The organism is Hymenobacter segetis, assembly GCF_038448715.1.
Taxonomy (GTDB): Bacteria; Bacteroidota; Bacteroidia; order Cytophagales; family Hymenobacteraceae; genus Hymenobacter; species Hymenobacter segetis.
Map to the genome: position 1 here is coordinate 48,932 of NZ_JBCEVZ010000021.1, position 23,470 is coordinate 72,401.

At 60.5% G+C, this 23,470-nt stretch carries 26 protein-coding genes; 8 read left to right on the top strand and 18 right to left on the bottom strand.

Features of this window, described 5'->3' with window-relative positions; all coding sequences use genetic code 11:
* Nucleotides 1-133 precede the first annotated feature (133 nt).
* Nucleotides 134-1,795 carry an MFS transporter gene (locus AAFH49_RS10690; protein WP_342297982.1) on the top strand — a complete coding sequence of 554 codons (1,662 nt, stop codon included), beginning with the start codon at nucleotides 134-136 and terminating at the stop codon, nucleotides 1,793-1,795.
* Nucleotides 1,796-1,887: 92 nt separating this feature from the next.
* Here AAFH49_RS10690 and AAFH49_RS10695 read toward each other — a convergent pair whose 3' ends face one another.
* The 8 genes from AAFH49_RS10695 to AAFH49_RS10730 form a co-directional block, all read right to left on the bottom strand.
* Nucleotides 1,888-2,319 carry a hypothetical protein gene (locus tag AAFH49_RS10695; RefSeq protein ID WP_342297983.1) on the bottom strand — a complete coding sequence of 144 codons (432 nt, stop codon included), beginning with the start codon at nucleotides 2,317-2,319 and terminating at the stop codon, nucleotides 1,888-1,890.
* A gap of 95 nt (nucleotides 2,320-2,414) precedes the next feature.
* Entirely contained in the window at nucleotides 2,415-2,759 is a 345-nt protein-coding gene (locus AAFH49_RS10700) for a DUF433 domain-containing protein (protein ID WP_342297984.1), read from the bottom strand.
* Between the two features lie 47 nt (nucleotides 2,760-2,806).
* The gene (locus tag AAFH49_RS10705; protein WP_342297985.1) at nucleotides 2,807-3,445 is read right to left on the bottom strand and encodes an HAD family hydrolase; all 639 of its coding nucleotides are present in this window, start codon (nucleotides 3,443-3,445) and stop codon (nucleotides 2,807-2,809) included.
* 69 nt (nucleotides 3,446-3,514) lie between these two features.
* Nucleotides 3,515-4,282: a creatininase family protein gene (locus AAFH49_RS10710; protein ID WP_342297987.1), complete on the bottom strand. Its 768-nt coding sequence runs from the start codon at nucleotides 4,280-4,282 to the stop codon at nucleotides 3,515-3,517.
* A 32-nt stretch (nucleotides 4,283-4,314) separates the two neighbouring features.
* The gene (locus tag AAFH49_RS10715) at nucleotides 4,315-4,866 is read right to left on the bottom strand and encodes a GNAT family N-acetyltransferase (RefSeq protein ID WP_342297989.1); all 552 of its coding nucleotides are present in this window, start codon (nucleotides 4,864-4,866) and stop codon (nucleotides 4,315-4,317) included.
* Between the two features lie 108 nt (nucleotides 4,867-4,974).
* A complete protein-coding gene (locus AAFH49_RS10720) occupies nucleotides 4,975-6,216 on the bottom strand; it encodes a TPM domain-containing protein (RefSeq protein WP_342297991.1) in 1,242 nt (413 codons plus the stop codon).
* Between the two features lie 73 nt (nucleotides 6,217-6,289).
* On the bottom strand, nucleotides 6,290-6,913 hold the full coding sequence (locus tag AAFH49_RS10725) for a NanQ anomerase/TabA/YiaL family protein (RefSeq protein WP_342297992.1): 624 nt from the start codon (nucleotides 6,911-6,913) through the stop codon (nucleotides 6,290-6,292).
* Nucleotides 6,914-6,982: 69 nt separating this feature from the next.
* Nucleotides 6,983-7,534, bottom strand: coding sequence for a GNAT family N-acetyltransferase (locus tag AAFH49_RS10730; protein ID WP_342297993.1), 552 nt, complete (start codon nucleotides 7,532-7,534; stop codon nucleotides 6,983-6,985).
* Between the two features lie 178 nt (nucleotides 7,535-7,712).
* On the opposite strand from AAFH49_RS10730, the gene AAFH49_RS10735 reads away from it, so the two are divergent.
* On the top strand, nucleotides 7,713-9,773 hold the full coding sequence (locus AAFH49_RS10735; protein ID WP_342297994.1) for an ExeM/NucH family extracellular endonuclease: 2,061 nt from the start codon (nucleotides 7,713-7,715) through the stop codon (nucleotides 9,771-9,773).
* A 47-nt stretch (nucleotides 9,774-9,820) separates the two neighbouring features.
* Complete coding sequence (locus tag AAFH49_RS10740) at nucleotides 9,821-10,249, top strand: hypothetical protein (protein WP_342297996.1); 429 nt, start codon at nucleotides 9,821-9,823, stop codon at nucleotides 10,247-10,249.
* Between the two features lie 30 nt (nucleotides 10,250-10,279).
* On the opposite strand, the gene AAFH49_RS10745 is transcribed toward AAFH49_RS10740, so the two are convergent.
* From AAFH49_RS10745 to AAFH49_RS10755, 3 genes are all read right to left on the bottom strand, one after another.
* A complete protein-coding gene (locus tag AAFH49_RS10745; protein ID WP_342297998.1) occupies nucleotides 10,280-11,194 on the bottom strand; it encodes a bestrophin family protein in 915 nt (304 codons plus the stop codon).
* Nucleotides 11,195-11,300: 106 nt separating this feature from the next.
* The gene (locus AAFH49_RS10750) at nucleotides 11,301-11,684 is read right to left on the bottom strand and encodes a DUF6799 domain-containing protein (protein WP_342297999.1); all 384 of its coding nucleotides are present in this window, start codon (nucleotides 11,682-11,684) and stop codon (nucleotides 11,301-11,303) included.
* 40 nt (nucleotides 11,685-11,724) lie between these two features.
* Nucleotides 11,725-13,122 carry an FAD-binding oxidoreductase gene (locus tag AAFH49_RS10755; RefSeq protein WP_342298001.1) on the bottom strand — a complete coding sequence of 466 codons (1,398 nt, stop codon included), beginning with the start codon at nucleotides 13,120-13,122 and terminating at the stop codon, nucleotides 11,725-11,727.
* A gap of 226 nt (nucleotides 13,123-13,348) precedes the next feature.
* Here AAFH49_RS10755 and AAFH49_RS10760 point away from each other — a divergent pair, with 226 nt between their 5' ends.
* Nucleotides 13,349-13,573 carry a DUF433 domain-containing protein gene (locus AAFH49_RS10760; protein ID WP_342298003.1) on the top strand — a complete coding sequence of 75 codons (225 nt, stop codon included), beginning with the start codon at nucleotides 13,349-13,351 and terminating at the stop codon, nucleotides 13,571-13,573.
* On the top strand, nucleotides 13,570-13,914 hold the full coding sequence (locus AAFH49_RS10765; protein WP_241936341.1) for a DUF5615 family PIN-like protein: 345 nt from the start codon (nucleotides 13,570-13,572) through the stop codon (nucleotides 13,912-13,914). The genes AAFH49_RS10760 and AAFH49_RS10765 overlap by 4 nt, the downstream gene beginning before the upstream one ends.
* A 71-nt stretch (nucleotides 13,915-13,985) precedes the next feature.
* Here the strand turns inward: AAFH49_RS10765 and AAFH49_RS10770 are convergent, their stop codons facing one another.
* From AAFH49_RS10770 to AAFH49_RS10800, 7 genes are all read right to left on the bottom strand, one after another.
* On the bottom strand, nucleotides 13,986-14,345 hold the full coding sequence (locus tag AAFH49_RS10770; RefSeq protein ID WP_342298005.1) for a hypothetical protein: 360 nt from the start codon (nucleotides 14,343-14,345) through the stop codon (nucleotides 13,986-13,988).
* Between the two features lie 146 nt (nucleotides 14,346-14,491).
* Nucleotides 14,492-14,944 (bottom strand): hypothetical protein, encoded by a 453-nt coding sequence (locus AAFH49_RS10775; RefSeq protein WP_342298007.1) that lies wholly within the window; start codon nucleotides 14,942-14,944, stop codon nucleotides 14,492-14,494.
* A gap of 136 nt (nucleotides 14,945-15,080) precedes the next feature.
* Nucleotides 15,081-15,788 carry a hypothetical protein gene (locus tag AAFH49_RS10780; RefSeq protein ID WP_342298009.1) on the bottom strand — a complete coding sequence of 236 codons (708 nt, stop codon included), beginning with the start codon at nucleotides 15,786-15,788 and terminating at the stop codon, nucleotides 15,081-15,083.
* A 311-nt stretch (nucleotides 15,789-16,099) separates the two neighbouring features.
* Nucleotides 16,100-17,698, bottom strand: coding sequence for a reverse transcriptase domain-containing protein (locus AAFH49_RS10785; RefSeq protein ID WP_342298010.1), 1,599 nt, complete (start codon nucleotides 17,696-17,698; stop codon nucleotides 16,100-16,102).
* 95 nt (nucleotides 17,699-17,793) lie between these two features.
* Entirely contained in the window at nucleotides 17,794-20,175 is a 2,382-nt protein-coding gene (locus AAFH49_RS10790; protein ID WP_342298011.1) for a ribonucleoside-diphosphate reductase subunit alpha, read from the bottom strand.
* Nucleotides 20,176-20,543: 368 nt separating this feature from the next.
* Nucleotides 20,544-21,173 carry a YceI family protein gene (locus AAFH49_RS10795; RefSeq protein ID WP_342298012.1) on the bottom strand — a complete coding sequence of 210 codons (630 nt, stop codon included), beginning with the start codon at nucleotides 21,171-21,173 and terminating at the stop codon, nucleotides 20,544-20,546.
* Nucleotides 21,174-21,310: 137 nt separating this feature from the next.
* Complete coding sequence (locus AAFH49_RS10800; RefSeq protein WP_342298013.1) at nucleotides 21,311-22,270, bottom strand: ribonucleoside-diphosphate reductase small subunit; 960 nt, start codon at nucleotides 22,268-22,270, stop codon at nucleotides 21,311-21,313.
* Nucleotides 22,271-22,283: 13 nt separating this feature from the next.
* Between AAFH49_RS10800 and AAFH49_RS10805 the strand changes: the two genes are divergently transcribed.
* The 3 genes from AAFH49_RS10805 to rpmA all read left to right on the top strand — a co-directional run bounded on the left by AAFH49_RS10805 (nucleotide 22,284) and on the right by rpmA (nucleotide 23,441).
* Nucleotides 22,284-22,562: a hypothetical protein gene (locus AAFH49_RS10805; protein ID WP_342298014.1), complete on the top strand. Its 279-nt coding sequence runs from the start codon at nucleotides 22,284-22,286 to the stop codon at nucleotides 22,560-22,562.
* Nucleotides 22,563-22,778: 216 nt separating this feature from the next.
* Nucleotides 22,779-23,084, top strand: a complete 306-nt coding sequence (rplU, locus tag AAFH49_RS10810; RefSeq protein ID WP_342298016.1) for a 50S ribosomal protein L21 — start codon at nucleotides 22,779-22,781, stop codon at nucleotides 23,082-23,084.
* A gap of 81 nt (nucleotides 23,085-23,165) precedes the next feature.
* Nucleotides 23,166-23,441 (top strand): 50S ribosomal protein L27, encoded by a 276-nt coding sequence (gene rpmA / locus AAFH49_RS10815; protein ID WP_168671389.1) that lies wholly within the window; start codon nucleotides 23,166-23,168, stop codon nucleotides 23,439-23,441.
* Nucleotides 23,442-23,470 lie beyond the last annotated feature (29 nt).

A 23,470-nucleotide genomic window follows, 5' to 3' on the forward strand; every position in this document is an offset into this window, starting at 1 on the left:
ACTTTTGGTCCGCGAGTGCAGGGTCTTGCCGGCGCGGACTAAAAGTCCGCGCTACACCTTCACGGTCCCAAAGCCGTAGGAAGCCATTTGTGCTGTTTCGCTGTTATCAATGGCGAAATCCTACCGCTGCCTGATGTCTGATTCCGTCGCTACGCCGCCCGCTCCCCCCTCCCCCGTCACACTCTGGACCCCGTTCATGTACGCCCTGTTCCGGGCCATCTGGATTGCGGGGCTGGTATCGAACGTGGGTACCTGGATGCAGAACGTGGCCGGCGTGTGGCTCGTGACCACCCTCACCACCTCGGCCCTGCTGGTGGCTCTGATGCAAACCGCCACCTCGTTACCAGCCTTTTTGCTGAGCATGCCGGCCGGCGTGATGGCCGATTTGGTGGACCGCCGCCGGCTGCTGCTGCTCACGCAGGGCTTCATGGCGGTGGTGGCTACCGCACTGGGCGTACTGACGTTGAATAACGGCATTTCAGCCTACGGGGTGCTGGGTTTCACATTTTTGCTGGGCATGGGCGCGGCGTTGAATGCCCCTATCTGGCAATCAATTGCTACGGAGTTGGTGCCGCGCCCGGCGCTGGGGTCGGCCATCACACTGAATGGCGTGAGCAACAACATTGCGCGGGCCATCGGGCCGGCCATTGGCGGGGCCATCATTGCGTACTACTCATCGGGCTGGGTGTTTTTGCTGAATGGGGTGTCGTTTTTGGGCACTTGGGCGGTGGTGTATTTCTGGAAGCGCCAGCCCACCGTGACCAGCGGGCCGGCCGAAAACTTCATCGGTGCGCTGCGGGCCGGGATGCGCTACGTGCAGTATTCGCCGGCCATTTATGGGGTGCTGGTGCGCACATTCGCCTTTTCGTTCGGGGCGGCGGCCATGTGGGGGCTGGTGTCAGTAGTGGTGGCGCGGCGGCTGCACCTGAGCTCGGGGCACTACGGGGTGATGCTCTCGTGGCTGGGCGCGGGAGCCGTGACGGGGGCCATCATTATGGGCCGGGCGGGCTCGCGGCTCAATTTCAACCAGCGCGTACTACTGGGCGTGCTGGCCTTTGTGGGCACCAATACGGCGTTGGCACTGGTCAATCAGATTTATATTTTGTACGCGGTGATGTTCGTGTCGGGCATTGCCTGGCTGCTGGTGATGACCAGTTTCAGCACCACCGTGCAGCTGAGCGTGCCACGCTGGGTGCAGGCCCGCGTCATCAGCGTGTACATGCTGGTGTTTCAGGCCGGCTTATCGGTGGGCAGCCTGGTGTGGGGCGAGCTGGCCGACCACCTCACCCTGGAGATTTCGCTGCTGGCCGCCGCCAGCTGGATGCTGGCCAGCACCCTGCTGGCCCTGCCCTTCCCCATGCGCTCGGCCGAGGGCCTGAACCTAGACCCCGCCGACGACCGGCCCCACACCGTGGGCAGCGGCACCATCGACCCCGACGACGGCCCCGTGCTCGTCACCATCGAGTACCACGTGGAGCCGGCCAACTGGGCCGCCTTCCACGCGGCGGCCGAGCAGCTCAAGCGCCTGCGCCTGCGCGACGGGGCTTTGCGGGCCGGCGTATTTGCCGATGTGAACGACCCCACGCGCATTTCCGAGTTCTTCTACCTCGCCACCTGGGGCGAGCACCAGCGCCAGCACCACCGCTTTACCCGCGAAGACCAGGTGGTGGAGGCCGCCGTGCGCCGCCTCCACACCGGCCCCGATGCGCCCCGTGTGACGCACCTGCTGGCCTTCCCCAACACCTCGAACGTGGAAGAAGCCACGCCCATTTCCACCCTGGAAAGCCAGCGTTGAGAAACAGGTTTGTCATTCCGACGCAGGAGGAATCTGAGTGAAACTATCTGACGGTTTTACTCAGATTCCTCCTGCGTCGGAATGACAATGCCCTACTTCCTGGACTGGCGGCGCTGCTCGTCGAGCCAGGCATTGGCTGCGCCTTCGTCGATGAAGCGGGCGTACTGAAACGGGTCGGTGGTGTTGGGTGAGCTCAGGGGCAGGCCGGCTTCCTCTTCCAACTCGCGCAGATGGTTGGGCAGCACGAGGAAGGCCACGCACAGGCGGGCGCCCATTTCGCGCTGCACCTTGGGCAGGAAGGTGGTCACGACCCACTCGGGGCCGTTGCGGCGGCGGTCAACGCGGCGGCGAGCGTCCATCATCCAGTGCGAACAGTTGTGCTCCAGCGCGGCTATGCGCATGGTTTCGTAGCCTTCATGCAGTTGCTCATCGGTGATGGAGCACAGCCAACGGCCAATCAGCAGGCAGGAATCCGGCCGGTAGGCCACGTGCAAAAAGGCAGTAGAAGCTAATTCCTGATACATAACTGGCGGCAGAGGAGGCGGCCAAAGCTACACAAAATAGCTCGGCATTGGCGCGGGCGGCATTAGGCCCAAATCACCTTTGCCCGGCAACTACACTACGCCGGATTGTTGACTGAATTGCGCTCCCAGAGCTGCTTCAGAAATTCCTGCTCGGCCAGCCACTGGCCCTGCCGCCCCAGCAGCCACTGCTCCGATTTTTCATCCTGCGGCGCTTCGACCACGTGGCCCAGCGGCTTGAGGCGGCCGGCAGCAAAGGCCAGGCAGGCCCGAAAATCCTCCGGTTCCAGCGCCGGGTGTTTGGCCTGGATTTCGTCAATAGTCAGGCCGGAAGCCAGCCACTCAAGCACTTGCCACACGGGATAGCGCAGCCCCCGCACGGTGGGCTGCCCTTCACAGATTGCCGGATGAATAGTGATGCGGGGAATGGCCGGGAAATTCATCCCCCAAAATACAGCCGCGCGCCGAAGTGCGCAACCCTGATAGGCTGCTACAGCAATTTCTCTAAATCGCCGGGGCAGTTGATGCGCAGCGGCGCTTCGGCTTCGCTGAGCTGGCCGAAGCCGTAGGTAGCGAAGATGAACGGTACACCGGCCGCGTCGCTGGCGGCCAGGTCGCCGGGCGTATCGCCCACATACACGGGCGCTTGCAGGTCATATTCAGCAATGATTTCGCGAATGTTTTCCGATTTCGGCAGCAGCTTGGTGCCGAAGCACTGGTGGCCTTCGAAGTAGCGCGCCAACCCGCTGTGCTTAAAAAACCCTTCGATGTAGCCCTGCTGGCAATTGCTCACGATGAACAGCCGGTAGCCCTGATTCAGCAGGTAGCGCAGGGTGATTTCGAGGCCGGGGTAGAGCGCGCCGCCGTGCTCCACAGCCGCGGCCAGCTCCTGCCGGGCGCAGAGGGCGCGGTATTCGTCGAGCTTTTCGGCGGGCAGGTTGGGGAACAGGCGCTCGTAGACCACGGTGTAGGGCTGGCCGGTCACGGCCTGCACTTGGGCCAGGGTCACGTCATTGTCGATGTAATCGACGCTGCTTTTGGCGGCCTGGAAGGCTTTGGTGATGGCTACGGAGGCATCCCACAGAGTGCCGTCGAGGTCAAATATTACGCTGTCGAATTGGTCGGGCATTGGGCAAGGGAAACGGAGCGGGCGACTGGTTTCGCCCGGTTCCTAACCGGCGGGGGCAGGCCGGGGTTCTTATTCGTACAAATCCTGCGGGTCGGCGGCGGCCAGCTCCACCAGGAATTGGGCAATGTTGGTGGTCACGACTTCGAGGAAGGCCGCGCCTTTTTCGGCGGTGGCGGCGGCCGGATTGCCCACGCCGGTATCGGCCGAAACCTGGCTCCATTCGCGCTGCGCCCAGGCCCAGCCCTGGCGCAGCGCCGCAATGCGGAACTGCTTGGCCGCGCCATCGCCGGCTTCGGACAATGGACTTACCAAATCGGGCGTGAGGTGCATCATCACACTGGTTTCCAGCTCGTCGGCGTGGTCGCCGGGCGCGGAGAAATATTGGTTGCGGTCAGCCGCTTTGAACCAGTTGAGGGTGCTGAGGAATACGTTGGGGAAATCGGCTTGCAGCTCCCGCAGAATCTGGCGGAAGTCGTTGCCGCCGTGGCCGTTTAGAATCACCAGCTTGGGGATGCCCTGCCGGGCCAGCGTGTGCACGATGTCGCCCAGAATGGCCAGCTGGGTGCTGGGGTTCAGGTTCATATCAAGGGTGATGTCGAGCTGGCCGGTATTCACCCCGAACGGGATGCACGGCAGTACCACCACCTTTGCGCCCTGGTCCCAGGCCTTGCGGGCGGCCTCGGCGGCCACGTAGTCCGACTGGATGTTATCGGTAGCGTAAGGCAGGTGGTAATTGTGCGCCTCGGTGGCCCCCCAGGGCAATATCACCACTTCATAGTTGGCTTCCTGAACGGTTTTCCAGGTGGTTTCGGCGAGGATGTAGGGACGTGGGGCCATGGTGGGAAGGGGAATAGATTTGACAGAAACACTTACGCCGCGCCAGGCCGCTCCAGCAGCACGATGGGCTGGTCGTGGTACGTGGCGCGGGCGTATTCGTGGTAGCCGAATTTAGCCGCCAGGCGCAGCGAAGGCTCGTTTTCAGGATGAATGATGCACACGGTACGCACCGGCCCGAAATGGCTTTCGCCCCAGGCCAGCACGGCTTCCACAGCTTCCGAGGCGTAGCCCCGGCCGTGGATAGCGGGGTCCATCACCCAGCCGATTTCCGGGGCGTCGCCCAGCGGCGGCTCGATAGCGCGCTTCAAATGCAGAAACCCGACGGCTCCTACAAAGCGGCCACTCTCCTTTTCCTCCACCGCCCAGAATCCGTAACCCGTTATCAGCCAGTGGCCGGCGCTGCGCAACACCAGCTTCCACACTTCTTCGGCGGGCATGGGCTCGGGGGTGAAGTAGCGGTGGTAGGCCAGCTGCCGGCTCATGGCAAACCAGGCATCGAAGTCATCGGCGCGGAAGCCGCGCAGGCGCAGGCGGCTGGTTTCCAGCACGGGCACTACCGAGGGGGGCGTGTGGGGTAAAGACATGGCGGCAACTTACGGCCGACCGGCCAGATTTGTGGCTTTCATAAAGCAAAAAGCTCCCGCACCAACCGGTACGGGAGCTTTTGAAATGCTCTGGAATACCGCGTTACACTACCACGAGCCGCTGTTATCATTGCCGCTGTCGAAGCCCCCGCCGCCGGTGTCGTTGGACGAAGTATCGTCGTAGGACGAGTTATTGTCGTCGGAGGAGAAGTAGTCCGATTTGTTATCGGCCGCCGTGTTGTCGTCGGAGAAATAATCGGGGGCCGAGTTGTCGGCTGTGCCGCCGTCGCGGTTGGAGAAGTAGTCGCTGGCAGCGCCCGTACCCGCCGCTCCGGCTGCGCCCGCGCCGGTGTTGAAATTGCTATTATTGTTACCGTAGTTTGATAGGTTCTGTCCCGACGTGTCGTGGCCCGAGGCCATGCGATTGCCGAGGTAAGCGCCGGCCGCCGCAGCCGCGCCGGTGGCCAGCATCCCGCCAATGCCGGGGCCGCTGCTCTGGTTCGGGGCCTGGCCGTAGTTGCCTGGATTCTGGCCGTAGCCGCCGACAGGGCCGTTCGGCCGGTTGGGCAGGAAATCGGGCGTGCCGTTCGAGTTATTAGCCGCCGCGCTCCGGCCCTTAAACATCCGGATTACAAACCACAGAATACCGCCGATAATTAGCGCGCCGATGAGAAGCGTACCCATGCCCAGCCCCGGCGAAGATGGCTCCGCCGCCGGCACCGGGTTCACCGGCTCGGAAGTGGTGGCGGGGTACTGGTTTTCCTGCGAGAGATTGGTGGAAGAATTGTCTGTAGCCATATTGCTACCCGCCACACCCGAGGCGGCAGCATCAGCCGTCTGGTCTTTTTTGGGAGCCGAGCTGGGGTTGGCCGTCACCATCAGCGTGTTCAGACCCGTGCGTAGACCGGCGAAATAGTTGCCCTGCTTGAAGCCGGGCGTCATCTCATTGATAACCCTAGCGGTGACTTCCGGCGTGATAACATTGGCCAAACCGTTGCCGGGCTGGATGGTGACTTTGTGCTCCTTAGCGCCTATCAGCACCACGATGCCGTTGTTTTTATCGCGCTGGCCCACACCCCAGGCGGTGCCGAGGGCGCGGCCATAGTCGGCCACGTCGCGGCCGCCCAGGGTGGGCACGGTCACTACCACTACCTGGGTGCCGGTGTTATCGGCATAGCGGCGCAGGCCGGCATCCAGCTTCTTGGCATCGGCCGGCTGCATGAGTTGGGCCTCGTCGTTCACGAATTTGAACGGTGTGGGCCGGGGCGGCATGGCATCGGTCTGGGCCAGCGCGGGTTGCGCCAGCCCAGCCGAGACAAATAGAAAGACGAAAAACAGGAGACGGGACATAGCTCAGCGGGTTGAAGTGAAGAAGGAACGTGCGTTTGCGGACCTTCTACGACTGTTGCCGCCAATTGGCTGCCTACGAGGCCACCCGGACTTTCAGCACCAGCTTTTTATCCTTCTCCACACCGTCGACTTTGATATTGGGCCGGTGCACATCCTGCGGGAAAAAGATGTAGATGGTGCCCGGCTTGGCTTCGTAGAGTTTGCCGTCGGCGCTGTAGTTGGCCACGTCACGGGCCTCGTCGTAGGGCTTGATTACGGTGGCTTTGGCTATGGGCACCACGCCGATTTTCTCGGCACCCTGCACCACGTACTGCATATCGATGTACTTGCGGTGCGACTCCCAGTTGGTTTTATCGTACTCTTTGGTGGGGTTTTCGGTCACGGCGGCCGTCACGTTTTCACCATCCACCGGGTACTTGCCGGGTGTGAGCTGGTCGAGGTTGGTATCGCGGAAGTAGGCAAAAGCCTTGTCCCAAACCGCCTTGTTGGCGTGGTACTGCTTCGCAAACTCGACCTTATCAATCGACTCCTGCACGTTCAATTTCAGGCCGTTGGCCCACTCGCGCTTTTTAAACCACTTTTCGGCTTTTTTCTTGGTCCAGGTTTCGGCGGCGGGCGCGGTTTGGGCGCGGGCACCGAAGCCCAGGGCAGCCACGCCCAGCATCAGCAGGGCAGTTTTCAGGAGGGGATTTTTCATTATTGATAAGGGGAGGAAGCGAAAATTGGGAGCGGAAAGATAACCGCCCACTGGCAGCTTCCGTGCCAGCTACGCCGCTTTAGCCACGGGCTCGATAGCGCGCTCGAAGCGCGGGCGGCCATCTGCACTGCTGACAGCGACCACGAAGCCGTTGCGCAGCAGCACCTGCTGAGCAGCGGCATTATCGGCGGGCGGGTGGGCGATGAGCTGGCGCACCAGGCCGGTATCGGCGGCTTGCTGCACCAGGCCGGCCACCAGCTCGGTGCCGAGGCCCTGGCCGCGCCAGTCGGCCGCGATGGAATAGGTGATTTCGGCCGTGCCATCGGCATCGGGCCGGCCCAGGAAGCCGCCCGCGCCCACCAGGGTGCGGGGCGCGGTATCGTCGGCTTTGCGCAGGGCGTACCAGGCGTACCAGCCGGCGGCGTCGCGCCCACCAGCGGTGAGTTCTTCCAGAAATTGTTCCTGGGCCGGGCGGTCATGCTGGGCGGGTGGCCAGTCGGCGGGCAGGGCCGCGCCGAGGAGCACGGGGAAATACTGGGGCTTGTGAAGCTCGGCGGTGAGCAGCGCGCGGCTGGCGGCGAGAATCTGGAGGTGCGGGGTCTGGGTGATGAGCGGAATCATAGGCTGCATTATACGGCGCGAATGGGCGGTGGGCGGCGTAGCGGCGGCACTTTTGCGGGTGGCCGGGTGCGCAGGCAACCGCAGCGGTACTTTATTCAGCCGAAATTGGAGAATTAGCGAAGTCCAACCCTTCCCGATATCTTTACCCCCCTCGCCCCTATTCTTTTCGCTCTACGCCATGACCTCCAAACTACTCCTCTACACGGCTATTCTGCTGGCAACCCGCACGGCTAGTGCTACTTCCATTGGCTCGATTCAGGGCACGGGCGCGGCGGCCAAGGCCGGCAATTACACCGTGGAGGGAATTGTGACGGGCATTTACGACAACCTGAAACCGGCCGGCTTCTATATTCAGGATGACAAAGCCACGGCCGATGGCAACCCGGCCACTTCCGATGCCATTTTCGTGATTCAGGCCGACCCCAACGTGAAGGTGGGCGACAAGGTGCGCGTGACCGGCATGGTGCGCGAGGACGATGCCGCCCCCTCCTTCGGCCAGGCCGTGATAACGGAGCCGGGCTTCGTCGTCATATCCTCGGGCAATGCGCTGCCGGATTTCGTGCGCATCGTCAACAGCGAGTTTGCGGCTGATAAGGCTGAGCGCTACGAAGGGATGCGGGTGCAGTTCACCGCGCCCCTCACCGTCACCGACAATTACTTCCTGAAGCAGCGCGGCGAGCTCACGGTTTCGGCCGAAGGCCTGACCTACCAGGCCACGCAGTTCATCGACCCCAACGACAACCCCGCCACCGGCACCAGCAGCAGCGGCACCAGCAACCTGGCCGCCGTGCTGGCCTATCAGGCCGCCAACGACAGCCGCAGCCTGGTGCTCGACGATGGCAGCTCGGCCACCAACCCCACGCCCACGCCCTACCTCGATGCCCGCTTCCGCACCGTGCGCGTGGGCAGCACGCTGAGCAACATCGGCGGTATTCTGGCCTATAGCTACGGGCGCTGGCGCCTGCAGCCGCTGGCCGGGGCCGATGCTCCTGTGATTAACGTGGTGCGGCCGCTCACGCCGCCCGCCTTCGGCCCGCTCGATTTGAAGCTGGCCAGCTTCAACGTGTTCAACTACTTCAATGGCGACGGCGCGGGCGGCGGCTTCCCCACCCCGCGCGGGGCCAAAACGGCGGCCGACTTCCAGCGCCAGCGCACCAAAATCATCCTGGCTTTGCAGCAGATGAACGCCGACATCATCGGCCTCACCGAGATTGAGAACGACGGCAACGGCTCCACGGCAGCCATTCAGGACTTGGTGGATGGCCTGAACAAGGCCGTGGGCGCGGGCACCTACATTTTCGTGAACGACGGCAACGCCGAGCGCCAGACCAACAACACCGACCTCATTCACTGTGCTATTCTTTACAAGCCGAGCGTGGTAGCGCCGCTGGGGCCGCCCATGGTGGCCACCGTGCAGGGCGTGTTTGAGCGGCCGCCGCTGGCGCAGGTGTTCATCACACGGCGTAAGGAGCGGCCCGATACGCTGGGCTTCATCGTGAACCACTTCAAGAGCAAGAGCAGCGGCAGCGGGCCCGATGCCGACCAGAACGACGGCCAGGGCGGCTCCAACGCCCGCCGCAAGGCCCAGGCCCGCGCGCTGGTCGAGTTCATCAACAAAACCGTGATGCCGGCCGGGGCCACGCGCATCGTGAGTGCCGGCGACTACAACGCCAACTACGAGGAAGACCCCATCGACATCATGCGGGCGGCCGGGCTGGTGCCGGCCACGCCACCCACCAGCGCGTCCTACGTGTTCAAGGGCCTCACCGGCTCGCTCGACCATGCCGTGGTGACGCCCAACCTGGTGGGTTTCGTGGACGTGCAGAAGTGGCACATCAACTCGGCCGAGCCGCCCGTGCTGGAGTACGACCAGGCCGGCGAAGCTACCGACATCACCACGCCCTTCCGCTGCTCCGACCACGACCCCGTGCTTATTGGGGTGAATTTCGCGGGCATTCGCAACGCGAATTCCAGCCGTACCAACCGCCTTTTCGTGTACCCCGGGCCGGCGGCCGGGCCGCAGGCGTTCAGTCTGGCCGATGTGCCGGCCAGCGCCGGCGCGCTCACCCTCGATTTTGCCATGCCCCAGGGCGGCATCCGGCTGCTCTCGCTGCACGGCACGCCGGCCATGCTGGGCAGCCAGCTCAACGGCTACACGGCCCACCTCGCGCCGGGGATCTACGTGGTGACGCTGCGCGGCCAGGGCTACCAGAAAACCCAGCGCGTGATGAAGGAATAGCGGCCCACGCGCCAACCTGGGCGCGAGCCGGCCGTACCTTTGTCGCAATGCCTACCGCTTTGCCCAGCCTGTATTTTGAAAATAGCGCGGGCGAAGTGCTGACGGACCCCGCCGGGTTTCTGCGCACCAACTGGAGCAGCCAAAAGCGCAACCCGGAAGCTACGCGGGCTATTTTCGAGAATATGCTGCGGGCGCTGCAACACCGCGGCTGGAGCCGCATCCTCGTCAATCAGCAGCGCATGATTCCCTTCACGCCCGAGGAGCAGCAGTGGATTGCCCACGACTGGCTGCCCCGGGCCGTGCAGGCCGGCTACCGCCACGGGGCCGTGGTGGTGTCGCCCAACGTGCTGGTGCGGTTGGCCACGGCCTTCGTCACCACCAGCATTCAGGGACTGCCGCTGATGTACCGCTCGTTCGATACCGATTTGGATGCCCGGCGCTGGCTGGAGCTACAGCCCGCCGCGCCACAGGGGTAGCTGGTTGGTGCGGCAGTTCTGCGGTTTGCTTTAGTCGAATACGTAGCGGTGCGGATGCACCGGCGCGGGCGGGGCAGGCTCACTCACCATTTCCAGCAATGTCGCTTCAATGGTGTGGCTCATGGTATTCAGGGCCAAATCATTGTCTTCGAGCCCGAACGGCTCTTCGATTTCGCGCATGATGGCATCCAGCGCCATAAACGTATAGCCCACGAAGGCCACGATGAGCGGCGTAATCCAGCCGGTACTATCCACCAGCCCAAACGGCAGCAGGAAGCAATACAGGTACACGGTGCGGTGCAGCAGTACGCTGTAGGTGTACGGAATGGGGGTGCCGGCCAGCCGCTCGCAGGCCCCAACGATGTCGGAAAGCTGGTTGAAATTGTGGTCGAATGCCAACTGCGTGGTGGTATCCAGCTGGCCGGCTTCCCTGCCCTGCTGCACCCAGCGGCTCATTTCCAATAGCAGCCACACGGGCTGGAAGGTGGCGGCCTGCGTGGCCTGGGCCAGCGGGCCGGGCAGCAGGCGGGCCAGGTCGGGGCCGGCATCGGTGCGCCGCAGCTGGTGCTTGAGGGCGTAGGTGAAGGCGATGAGCAGCCGCACGAACTCCCGCACGGCACCCAGGGGCTGGCCGCTCAGCGTGAGGGCCTGCCGGGCCAGCGAGCGGGTAGTGTTCAGCAGCGCGCCCCACTGCTTACGGGCTTCCCAGAAACGGTCGTAGCTGGCGTTGTTGTAGAATCCCAGAAAGATGGCCAGCGTGAAACCAAATAAGGAGAAGGGTGCGGCGCTCAGGGGCACTTTGTAGGCGGGCAGCTCTACCCGGGCGGCCAATACGGCTATCGACAACGCCAGCAGCACCGCCAGCCGCGGCAGTATCTGGGGTAGCACCGAGCCGTGCCAGGCAAAGAGCAGGCGAAACCAATTGTCTTTCTCACGAATAATCATGGCTGGCATACGGCGGATGCGGCCGCCGGGCTATTTCCCAAAACCAAACCAGCCGCCCCGGGTACCGGGGCGGCTGGGGTATGCCGCTACTTATTGCGCCAGGGCCCTACATTTTCATGGCGCTCGCCTTATGGCCGGGCTTCATTTTGCCGGGGTGCTTCATGTGGTCCATGGCCTTCATTTCGCCGTCCATCATCATGCACTGGCCTTCTTTCATGGTCATGGCAGTGCCGTCCTTCAGGGTGCAGGTGCCATCGGGCTTGCACACGGTGCCGTTGGCCATGGTCATGTCTTTGGTCATGGGCACCATCTTGCCGCCTTCCATCATCATCATCTTGCCGTCTTTCATCATGCAACATTCTTTGGCCATCTTGCCTTTGTGCATAGGTTTGGCGGCTACGGGCTTGGCGGCGGGGGTGGCCTGGGCCTGAGCCAGGGTACAGGTGCCGCTGAGCAGCAGCGCGGGCAGCCATTTCAATAGGGTTTTCATAGGAATGGGGTTTTGGTGAACGTGGTGAAAGATGAGTGGCTTACTGCCCATCCGGCTGGTAGCCGGCGGGCGGAATGTTCTGGTTCACCCGGAACAGGTTGTGCGGGTCGTAAGTGGTTTTAATGGCCACCAGCCGCTCGTAGTGCGGGCCGTAGGTGGCCTTCACGCGGTCGGCCCCTTCTTCCATCATGAAATTGACGTAAGCGCCCCCGGCCGAGAAACGGTGCATGGCCTCCCAATACTCTTTAGCCCAGCGCGTGATAACCGCCGCCCGGGCGGGTTCGGTTTCGGCCCCCAGAATGACCATCGACCAGGTGGCGTTGCGATAGGCCCAGGCGGTGGCATCGGGCGCTACGCGGGCCGCCGCCCCGTTGATGGGGTAGAGGTGCATGGTGGAAAGCGGGCTGGGCAGCATCTCGGCGAAGTGCAGGTGAATATCGATGGCCTCGTCGGGCAGCTCGTTGATGAAGTCGGCCTTCCAGTAATACTGAATATTGGGGGGCGTCAGGGCGTCGAACATGCTTTGCAGGGCCGGCACCGGCAGGTTGCCCAGCAGGTCGAGGGCCGGCGGCCAGGCCTTGCGGATGGGCGCGAAAACCTGCTCGGCCTTCTCCATCGGCCCGCTGTAGTTCCACACGATGCCGCACATCTTTTTGCCGTGCAGGTGCTCGGGGAAGGGCGGGCCGGGCGGCACCGTGAGGAAGGCAAAAAAGCCGTTCAGCTCATCAGGAGCGTCTTTTATGAAGGTGCGGTACCACTGCATCACGGGCTTGGCATCGCTCAGCTCCCAGAGCATGGGGCCGGCGTACACGGTGCTGATGGGGTGCGAGCGGAACAGGAACGAGGTGACGATTCCGAAGTTGCCGCCCCCGCCGCGCAGGGCCCAGAACAGGTCGGGGTGCTCCGTTTCGGAGGCTTTCACCATGCTGCCGTCGGCCAGCACCACGTCGGCCTCCAGTAGGTTGTCGATGGAGAGGCCGCAACGGCGCGTGAAGTGCCCCATGCCCCCGCCCAGCGTGATGCCGCCAACGCCGGTGGTCGAGATGATGCCACTCGGCACCAGCACCCCGAAGGCGTGCGTGACGTGGTCGAGGTCGCCGAGGTGGCAGCCGCCTTCCACCCGCACGGTTTTGTCCACGGGGTCGACGTGGATGCCGTTTAGCTGCGAGAGGTCGATAACCAGGCCATCGTTGCAGAGGCCGAGGCCGGCCCCGCTGTGGCCGCCGCCCCGCACCGCCACCAGCAGGTGGTGCTCGCGGGCGTAGTTCACGGCGGTTATCACGTCGGCATCGTCGGCGCAGTAGGCGATGGCGGCGGGCCGCTTATCAATCATGCCATTGTGCACCCGGCGGCTGGCGTCGTAGTCGGGGTGGTGGGGTTCGATGAGCCTGCCGCGCAGGTCCATGGTGATGGGGGAGGCGATTTCGTCGACGAGCATGACCGTAAGATGGTAAGGGCGCGGGGGCGCCGGGTGAAAGAATCGGGCCTGGGTAGCCGCCGCCCGCCCCGCAGCAAGCCATAACTGGGCTACCGATTGACAATATATAAAAATAACTATTAATTAATTTAAAATACCAGTTTTATATCGTTGCCCATCGCCCAAAACGCAAACCAGCCGCCCCCGAAGCGGAAGCGGCTGAGAGAAACGCTAGTATCTTCACCACATGGAATCCTTGCAGCATCGCATCACCACCAACCCGCGCCAGTGCGGCGGCCGGCCCTGCATTCGCGGCATGCGCATCCGCGTGGCCGACGTGCTCCAACTCTTCGCCGCCGGCCTCACCGCCGAGCAGATTCTGGCCGAAATGCCCGACCTCGAAGCCGCCGACCTGCAAGCCGCCCTACAATACGCCGCCCGCCAGCTGGACTACCCGCGCCTCGCCGCATGACCTTTTGGATTGACGCGCACCTCTCGCCGCTCATCGCGGCCTGGATAAAGTGGAAATTCCCCGTTGAGGCCGTCGCGCTCCGCACGCTGGGCCTGCGCGATGCCGAAGACGAAGAAATATTCCGGGCTGCCAAAGCCGCCGGGGCCGTCGTGCTCACCAAAGACGCCGACTTCCGGCAATTACTTGACCGTTTCGGGCCGCCGCCGCAGGTTATCTGGCTCACTTGTGGCAACACCTCCAACGAGCGGCTGCAAGAAGTGCTGCTGGCCACCCTGCCCGCCGCGATAGAGCTATTGGAAGCCGGGGAGCCCTTTGTGGAAATCGGCAACGTGCTGCCTTAGCCTCCCCCCCAAAACGCAAACCAGCCGCCCCCGGAACGGAAGCGGCTGGCTGATACCTGGCGGACTCGCTACTAGCGGCGGCGGGCGGGCACGGTTTCGTAGCGGGTGGTTTTCTTTTCTTCGGTGACCACGGTGGGGTGGTCGCCGGCACCTTTTTCTACGGCATCGGCTTGTTTTTCGAGGTCGTGGGCTTTGGCTTCGGCATCGGCCCGCACTTGTTTGGCATCGGCGCGGGCGCGCTCGGCGTCGGCTTTGGCCTGGGCTTCGATGGCGTCCTGGCGGGCGCTGTCGGCCTGGCGTTGTTTTTCTTGTTCCTGGCTGCAGCCGCCCAGGAGCAGGCCGGCGGCGAGGAGGTAAGTGAGGCGGTTGGTCATGGCAATGCGGCGCTTGTGGGGCGGCGTGAAGGTGAGAATAGTAGCGCGTGTACGCACTGGCCAGGCCAAATGTTGATTCGGCGATATACGGCCCGCTATTCAGCTTCCCCACCGGCTACCCGCCGGGCCACTGGCCAGCGTGAGCGGCCCGGTGGCCCCAGGTGCCTGCCAGGCCGTGCGCCGGACGCCGCGCCACGCGCGAGCTACGGCTTGAGCAGCTTTTGCTGCGCCATATTGCGCGTTACCCACCCGGCCAGCCGGTGGGTTCGTTCGTACTTGTTCACTATTTCCGCTTCGTTGCCTTTGGTGTAGCGAACGTAGCGGCTCAGCAAAGCCACTGTTCCGCCCAGGCCGGCCATGATGACCACCACCGGAAAGGGAGAGCTGGAGGGGTTATTGTCAATCTGGCTTACGGCATACAAGCCCACGGTTGCGACCGTGACCACCAGCGCTACCGGCGCGGCGGCCAGCGCCACCCCGCTGGATTTGCGCTTGGTTTGGAACAGCTCGTGCAGCGCCGCCACGGTATCGGCCCGGGTGAGCGCGGGCCGGCTCGCCGCCAGGGGCGCAGCCGGAACCTGCTGGGCAAAGGCCGACGAGCCCCATCCCAAACAGAACAAAACCAGCAGCCAGCAGATATTTTTCGGATTAGCCATGAGTGTGCAGAGAAAGCCCGAATATATCATCATAACATTATATATCAAGCAGAGATGCTAAACCCCGCCCCCCAACACCAAACCAGCCGCCCCCGAAACCGGGAGCGGCTGGCCGATGCGATACCTAACCCAACCCCTAATACACCTCCTTCTGGAAGCCGAAGGCCCGCAGCACGCCGCGCTGGGCATCCTCGTCGGGGTAATTGGCCTTGATGCTGCCCACCAGCGAGCCCAGGGCCACGCGCAGGGGCGCTTCGAGGGCGTTTTTCTGGCCCACGGCGGCCGAGGCCGCGCCGCGCATTTCGCCGCTGTCTTTGGCCAGTTGGGCGTACTCGGTGGCGATGGGCTGCCAGAAGGCAGGGCCGAATTTCTTCTTGTCGTACTTGTGGGCCGTGAGGGCGGCCACCAGCTTGCCCAGGGCCAGGGCGCGGGCGGTGCGGGCTGACGGCAGGCGGAAGTTCTTGCCCTCGCGGATGATGCCGAACTCGGCGTAGTAGCCCTCGCCGCCGTCCTCGTCGTGATCTTCGGCCAGGTAGCCTTTCACGAAGCCCAGGTTTTTGGTGATGAGCTTGTCGAGCGTTTTCAGGCGCTTCGACTGCGGGCTCAGGCCGTCGCCGGCCCCGTCGGCGGTGCTGAGGCTGGCGGCGTAGGCGGCAGCCTGTTTTTCAAATTCGGCCTTGCTCACGAAGAGCAGCGCGGGTAGCTCGGAGGCGAGCCAGGCTTTGGCGGCGGCGGTGCCCAGCGTGGCCAGGGCTAGCTGGCTGGTGGGCAGCCGTTCTTTCTTGTTGGGCTTGGCTGGGGTAGCGGGAGTAGCAGCCGAAGCGCCGGGTGTGGTGGGCGACATGGAAATGGGGTTAAAAGGGTTGAAAATGAAAGGGATTCTGCCGCCAATGTATTTCAATTCCCGCCCATTTCCAACCCGCCGCCCGCCCCACTGCTCAAACGGCTGCCCGAATGCCTCGTGGGACCGCCCCAACGCCTAGTCGGGTGCCCGTTTGCCTCGCGGGGCCGCCCCAATGGCCAGTCGGGCAGCCGAATGCCTCGTGGGGCCGCCCCAACGCTCAGTCGGGCGCCCGACTGGCCGTTGGGGCGGCCCCACGGCCCCCAACACCAAACCAGCCGCTCCCGGGGCGGGGGCGGCTGGGGAAGCTGGAGCTACTTTCTCCTAGTCTTCATTTTTAACCTGTTTTCAGTGTCACTGACGTAAGAAATAGCCGATTTATTGTGGTAGGACACATTTTCCAACCTCTTAAATACTGTATTCCTGCGTCCCTTTTCATGCTTTACTAAGCAACAAATCAATTCAGCCTGTTCCAATTCAGTAGCTGTTTTGCACAACTCTTCTAGCCTCTCAAAATCAGATATGTCGCCATGATTTCCAATGAACTTTCTAGCTACGGATTTCAGATAGCGAGGGGACTGAGGATTAAATGCAATAGCTCTGATTCTGCATACCACATCCCAAGGCAGAATCACATTTTCCCGGTTGTTTAGCCACGTTATCAGTTGATAATTCTGATAACAATAAACCGTTTCCTCCGAGCAGAAATAAGACCCTATGATTGAATTGGCCCTCGGGTAATCTATACTATCAAGGTAGGCTAGCACATTGCCTGTCTCCTCTGGATGTTCAGAGAGCATATACACACAGTGGTCAGCTGCAAAATCATCTTTCGCTTCTCCTAAACGCTTAAGAAGAAAGTGGTAAATGGTCTTGTTGTATACTTTAGGGTCAGCTAGTATATGTTGACTAAAAGCTTCTTTGATAATATCAATCGGGGTCGCTTTTAAATGAACCGGCTTAATTATGACAGGCGGGTCTTCTTCTACCATTACCCGATTGTAGTCGTCAGGCATTAGGACTACTGGCTTTAAAATAACAGGTTTCTTTTGCTTAGCCCGTTCGGTCACATCAGCAATGATATTGTCAATGTGTTCAAAACTATACTTGGCTTCCTCCGCGTCTAATATCTCCGTTTTACCCGAGTGCAAAATCAGGCCTTTTTTACGCATTGCTGATGCTAAAAAGACAATAGCCCTCTTTGCATCTTGGTAGCTAGAGCAGAAAATTCTTATATCATCTACATATCTAGCATGCTTATACCCTTCATTGTAAAGCAGTTTATCTAGAGAATCTAAGTAGAGTTTCGCAAGAAGGTCCGATGGCACACATCCTTGGGGCAAGCCTTTGCCTGGTATCATCGCCCACGTATCAAGACAGGTTCGTAAGAGCTTTATGTAGTCCTCATCAACACCTGTACTTCTAACATCTGACAATAAAACTGCGTGGTCGATATTTTCAAAAAAGCCTGATATATCAGTTACCACTACATACTTGTATTCCTTGATTAGGGATAGGCTCTTAGTCCGAAAGTTTGACCAGCCGGGATAATAACTCAATATCCAGTCACCTTCCGCCCTATTCATGATATTGGAACAGTCTATTTTGTACCGAGCCCAATCAACTCTATCATGAATGGCATCAAACATCCCGCCCATTATCCCATAATAGACCAATAGGTCATCAGTCGAGAGTAGCGTACCAGGACGAACGAGGTGCTTGCCTTTAGGCACATCACATATCTCAGGAGTAGTTGGGTTGTAAACGTTTTGAACTAGCTTCAAGTGCATTGTAGCTAACCAGTCTTGTAGCTTATTCTCAATAAGCCCAACCTCAAAAGGAGGCACGACAAACCCTCTGTCTTTTATCTCACTTCTCAGCCTTTTCCAAGCTAACGCTAGGTTTAGAAACATGGGTAATATGTTGAATCTCGAGGTGTGGAAAGGACACAAAAAAGGGAAGGGTTATTTTCCAACAACCCTTCCCTTTTTAACTACTTGACTTTAAACTACGACCCGCAGGCCTCGCAGCCCTCCGGGTTATCCAGCGAGCAGCTCATGTCGCTTTGGTTCTGCTCGACCAAGGCCATAGGCTCCAGGGTTTCGGCGGCTTGCTTTTCCACCGTGAACTTGATGGCGTCGGCGGCGGCTTTGGTGCGCAGGTAGTACATGCCGGTTTTCAGGCCGCGCTTCCAGGCGTGGAAGTGCATGCTGGTGAGCTTGCCGAAGTTCACGTTTTGCACGTGCAGGTTCAGGCTCTGGCTCTGGCAGATGTAGGCCCCGCGGTCGGCGGCCTGGTCGATGATGCGGCGCTGCGAAATCTCCCACACCGTCTTGTACAGGTCCTTGATGTGCTGCGGAATGCGGGCAATGCCCTGCACCGAGCCGTTGGCGGCGATGATTTCCTGCTTCATCTGGTCGTTCCAGAGGCCCAGGGCCACCAGGTCCTTCAGCAAGTGCTTGTTCACCACCATAAACTCGCCGCTGAGCACGCGGCGCACGTAAATGTTGCTCGTGTAGGGCTCAAACGACTCGTTGTTGCCCAGAATCTGGGCGGTGCTGGCCGTGGGCATGGGCGCCACCAGCAGCGAGTTGCGGGCCCCGTGCTTCACCACCTCGGCGCGCAGGCTCTCCCAGTCCCAGCGGCCCGAGTCGGGCGTCACGCCCCAGAGGTCGAACTGGAACTTGCCCTGGCTCAGGGGCGAGCCGGGGAAGGTTTCGTAGTGCCCGTCCTTGATGGCGAGGTCCTTCGAAGCCGTCATGGCCGCGAAGTAGATGGTTTCGAAGATGTCCTTGTTCAGGCCCGACGCTTCGTCGCTCTCGAAGGGCATACGCAGGGCAATGAACGTATCGGCCAGGCCCTGCACGCCCAGCCCGATGGGCCGGTGGCGGAAGTTCGACTTCTGCGTTTCGGGCACCGGGTAGTAGTTCACGTCAATCACCTTGTTCAGGTTCAGCGTGGCCTGGTAGGTCACCTCGTACAGCTTGGCGTGGTCGAAGGTGGTGTTGCCCTTGGCGTCCGTCACCAGGTAGCGGGGCAGCGCCAGCGAGGCCAGGTTGCACACCGCAATTTCGTCCTTGTCGGTGTACTCAATAATCTCGGTGCACAGGTTGCTCGACTTAATCGTGCCCAGGTTTTGCTGGTTCGATTTGCCGTTGGCCGCGTCCTTAAACAGCATGTAGGGCGTGCCCGTCTCCGTCTGGCTTTCCAGAATGGCAAACCACAGCTCCTGCGCCTTGATGGTCTTGCGGCCCCGGCCTTCGCGCTCGTACTTCATGTACAGCTTCTCGAATTCCGGCCCCCAGCTCGTGTCGAGGCCGGGGCATTCGTGGGGGCACATCAGGGTCCAGTCGCCGTTTTCCTCCACGCGCTTCATGAACAAGTCGGGCGTCCAAAGGGCGTAAAACAAGTCGCGGGCGCGCATTTCCTCCTTGCCGTGGTTCTTCTTCAGGTCCAGGAATTCGAAAATGTCGGCGTGCCAGGGCTCCAGGTAAATGGCGAACGCGCCCTTGCGCTTTCCGCCGCCCTGGTCCACGTAGCGAGCCGTGTCGTTGAACACCTTCAGCATGGGCACCAGCCCGTTCGAGTTGCCATTGGTCCCCTTGATGTAAGAGCCCGTGGCCCGCACGTTGCTCACCGAAAGCCCGATGCCGCCGGCCGACTGCGAAATCAGCGCGCAGTTCTTCAGCGTATCATAAATGCCGTCGATGGAGTCGTCCTTCATCGTCAGCAGGAAGCAGCTCGACATCTGCGGCTTCGGCGTGCCGGCGTTGAACAGCGTCGGCGTAGCGTGCGTAAACCACCGCTCGCTCAGCAGATTGTAAGTCTTGATAACCGAGTCAATGTCCTCCTTGTGGATGCCCACCGACACGCGCATCAGCATGTGCTGGGGCCGCTCCACCACCTTGCCCTCCAGGCGTAGCAGGTACGAGCGCTCCAGCGTCTTAAAGCCGAAGAAGTCGTAGTTGTAGTCCCGGTCATAAATAATGGCCGAGTCCAGCGTGTGGGCATTCTTATGAATCACCTCCCACACATCGGTGGCGATGAGCGAGGCGTTGTCGCCATTCTTCGGGTCCTCATAAGTGTAGAGGCGCTTCATGGTCGACGAGAAGGACTTCGACGTCACCTTGTGCAGGTTGCTCACGGCAATGCGGGCCGCCAGAATGGCGTAGTCCGGGTGCTTGGTGGTGAGCGAGGCAGCGGTTTCGGCGGCGAGGTTATCGAGCTCCACGGTGGTCACGCCGTCGTAGATGCCGTCAATCACCTTCTTAGCCACCTCAATCGGCGACACGAAATCCATGTGCAAGCCGTAGCACAGTTTCTCAATCCGCGCCGTGACTTTGTCAAACTTCACGGATTCGCGGCGACCGTCGCGTTTAATTACTAGCATACCAGTGGTGTTTGGTTGTGGGTTTTTGCTTATATAAGAATGTCGCCGGCGCGGCACAGGGCCGGCGGCAAGTCGTTCATTCAGTTGTGGAAAGGGCAAAGAGAACGGCGGCAGTTGGTAGAGCCGTTTAGTTATTCAATCCCGGAAATTACCGCTTGGTTTTGGGGAGGGCAAGGAAAAAATGGGGAAGTTTTCCACAAAGGGCCCAAACGGGACGCCAGGCCATTTTTTCAAAAAACCTCCACATTGTAGCAGCCATATCCAGCTATTGATTCACCTTTCAACGGCGTTTGCATCGGGGTTGCTACCCACAAAAAAACCCGCCGCTGCAATCGCAGGGCGGGCTTTCCTTTCAAGCTAACACCAGGTCATTTGGCGATACTCGCCGTGCCCGTCGGCCCCGGCTGGCAGGTCAGTATCACACTGATATCAATGGATTTGGCGATATTATTCCGTACCAACGCCGGGATTTTAATCTTGTAGTCGGCCGGGGCCACGCTGAATTTGGACGTCACCACCAAGTCGTTGCCGCGCAGCTGCAAGGTGCCCGGCACCCGCACCTTCCGCTTCACATTGTGAATGGTGAGCTGGCCCTGCACGTACACCGGCTGCGGGCCGCTGCGGAGCGTCGCCTCGTCGGGCCGGGTCACCAGCGTGCCGGTGAAGCGCGCCCGCGGATACTTCTCACTCTCGGCGTAGTTCTCGTTGAAATGCTCCTGCATCAGCGAGTTCTTAAACTGAAAGTCCTTCATCAGCATCGAAAATGCCAGCTGCCCCGTGTTCAAATCGAAGATGGCCGCCACTCGTGAGTTCAGCGCCTCAATATCCTCCAGCGGCGCAGTGGAGAAGAAGGTAGTTTGCCCGTTGGCCGTGGTGTAGCGCTGGAGCATGGCCGCCGTGGGCGCGGTCGCGGCCGCAGGAGCGGGATTGGCCGGCGCTTGGGCATAGGCACCGGGCATCACCGCACTCAGCAGTAGTAGCAGTAAAGCGTATTTCATGCAATGAAAGGAATGATAGGTGGAGGACTAAAACTAAACACAGAAGGCCCCGCGCGGCGCGCGGAGCCTTCTGGTCAGCAACTCGCAGAATGTTCTCACCGGGTTGCCTGTCAGTCCGCTTTTCTTGTTGCCGAGGCCTAGAAGTCCTCGTCGAGCGAGAACACATTGTCGTTGCGCTCGCTCATCACGCCGGCCTTCTGGTACTCGGCCACGCGCTTCTCGAAGAAGTTTGTTTTGCCCTGCACCGAAATCATTTCCATGAAATCGAAGGGGTTGGTGGCGTTATAAATCTTGCCGCAGCCCAGCGACACCAGCAGGCGGTCGGCCACAAACTCGATGTATTGCGCCATCGTCTTGGCGTTCATGCCAATCAGACTCACGGGCAATGCATCCGTCACAAACTCCTGCTCAATGCGCACCGCATCGGCAATGATGGCCTGCACCCGCGCCTCGGGCAGCTTGTTCTGCAAGTAGCTGTAGAGCAGGCAGGCGAAGTCGCAATGCAGTCCTTCATCACGCGAAATCAATTCGTTCGAGAACGTGAGGCCGGGCATCAGGCCACGCTTCTTCAGCCAGAAGATGGAGCAGAACGAACCAGAGAAGAAAATGCCTTCCACCGCCGCGAAGGCAATGAGGCGCTCGGCGAAGTTCTCCGAGTTAATCCACTTCAGGGCCCACTCGCCTTTCTTCTGCACAGCGGGAACCGTTTCGAGGGCGTTGAAGAGGTAATCCTTTTCCTTAGGGTCTTTGATGTAAGTATCAATCAGCAGCGAATAGGTCTCACTGTGAATGTTTTCCATCATAATCTGGAAGCCGTAGAAGCAGCGCGCCTCGGGCATCTGCACCTCCTGCATGAAGTTCACGGCCAGGTTCTCGTTCACGATGCCATCGGAAGCGGCGAAGAAGGCCAGCACGTGCTTGATGAAGTGGCGCTCGTTGTCGTTCAGGTTGTTCCAGTCTTTCTGGTCCTGGCTCAGGTCGATTTCCTCGGCCGTCCAGAACGAGGCCTGCGACTTCTTGTAGTACTGCCACACCTCATCGTTCTGGATGGGAAATAGCACGAAGCGGTTGGGGTTTTCGGCGAGGAGCGGTTCCATAATATCTCGGGGCTTGATGGCGGTTTTCGGCGTGGAAGACGGCAGGCTAACCCCCACGTTCGGGCAGATGTTTGGCCCAAACGTCAGAAACGCGGCCGGCCTTCCAACACCAAATATAGGCCCGCCCGGCAGGCCGATTGCCCACCCGATTAGCTTTTTTATTCGCTCTTTTTTAGCTAAGTCCACATTTTTTTCAGGCCAGTTGCAGGAGTTTTTGCCGGGTTTCTTAGCTGAGCTTAGAATTGAAATCCCCTTCAAAATCAGCCCTTTTGCCCCCACTTATCCACATTAGCCCTGTGGATAAACCCACTTGTCCCCAAACCGACTGTTTTTTGGTCTGATTCGCTCCGTTTTTTAATCTGGGCTTAATCTGCGCTTCATCCACGGCAGGGCGCTTTTGGGGCGGCCGATGCCGGGCAGCCAATGATGATTAAGAACTTAGGGTTTGGATTTCCCAAATCAAAGTCGTACTTTTGCCTTCCCATTTCAGAAAAACCCGCGAAAGCTGATGTACGCAATTGTTAACATAGCTGGCCAGCAGACCAAGGTTGAGGCCAACAAATTCGTTTACGCTCACAAACTGGCCGGCAACGTTGGCGACGTAGTAACGCTGGGCAACGCCCTGCTGACCGACGACAACGGCACCATCACCGTCGGTGCGCCCGAGTTGAAAGTAGCCGTAACCGGCACCATCATCGCCCACGTAAAAGGCGACAAAGTTCTGGTCTTCAAGAAGAAGCGCCGCAAAGGCTACCAGAAAATGAACGGCCACCGTCAGTCGTTCACCAAAGTAATGATTAACAGCATCGGTTAGTCTGAGCTTTTGGCTCGCTACCTGATTCAATCTTAACCCAGCCGCTACCGGTTCATTGCCAGTAGCTTAAGCTTAAATACCATGGCTCACAAGAAAGGTGTCGGCTCGTCCAACAACGGCCGCGAATCGCATTCCAAACGTCTCGGCGTAAAAATCTTCGGTGGCCAGGCCCTCGTTGCCGGCAACATCATCGTGCGTCAGCGCGGTACTGCTCACCACCCCGGTGCCAATGTTGGCATGGGCAAAGACCACACGCTGTTCGCGTTGGTTGACGGCGAGGTTCAGTTCCGCAAGGGCCGCAAAGACCGTTCGTTCGTGACGGTTATCCCCCGCGAAGTAGTTTCGGTTCCGGCTTAATTGCCCACCGATTGTAAGTTAAAAGGGCT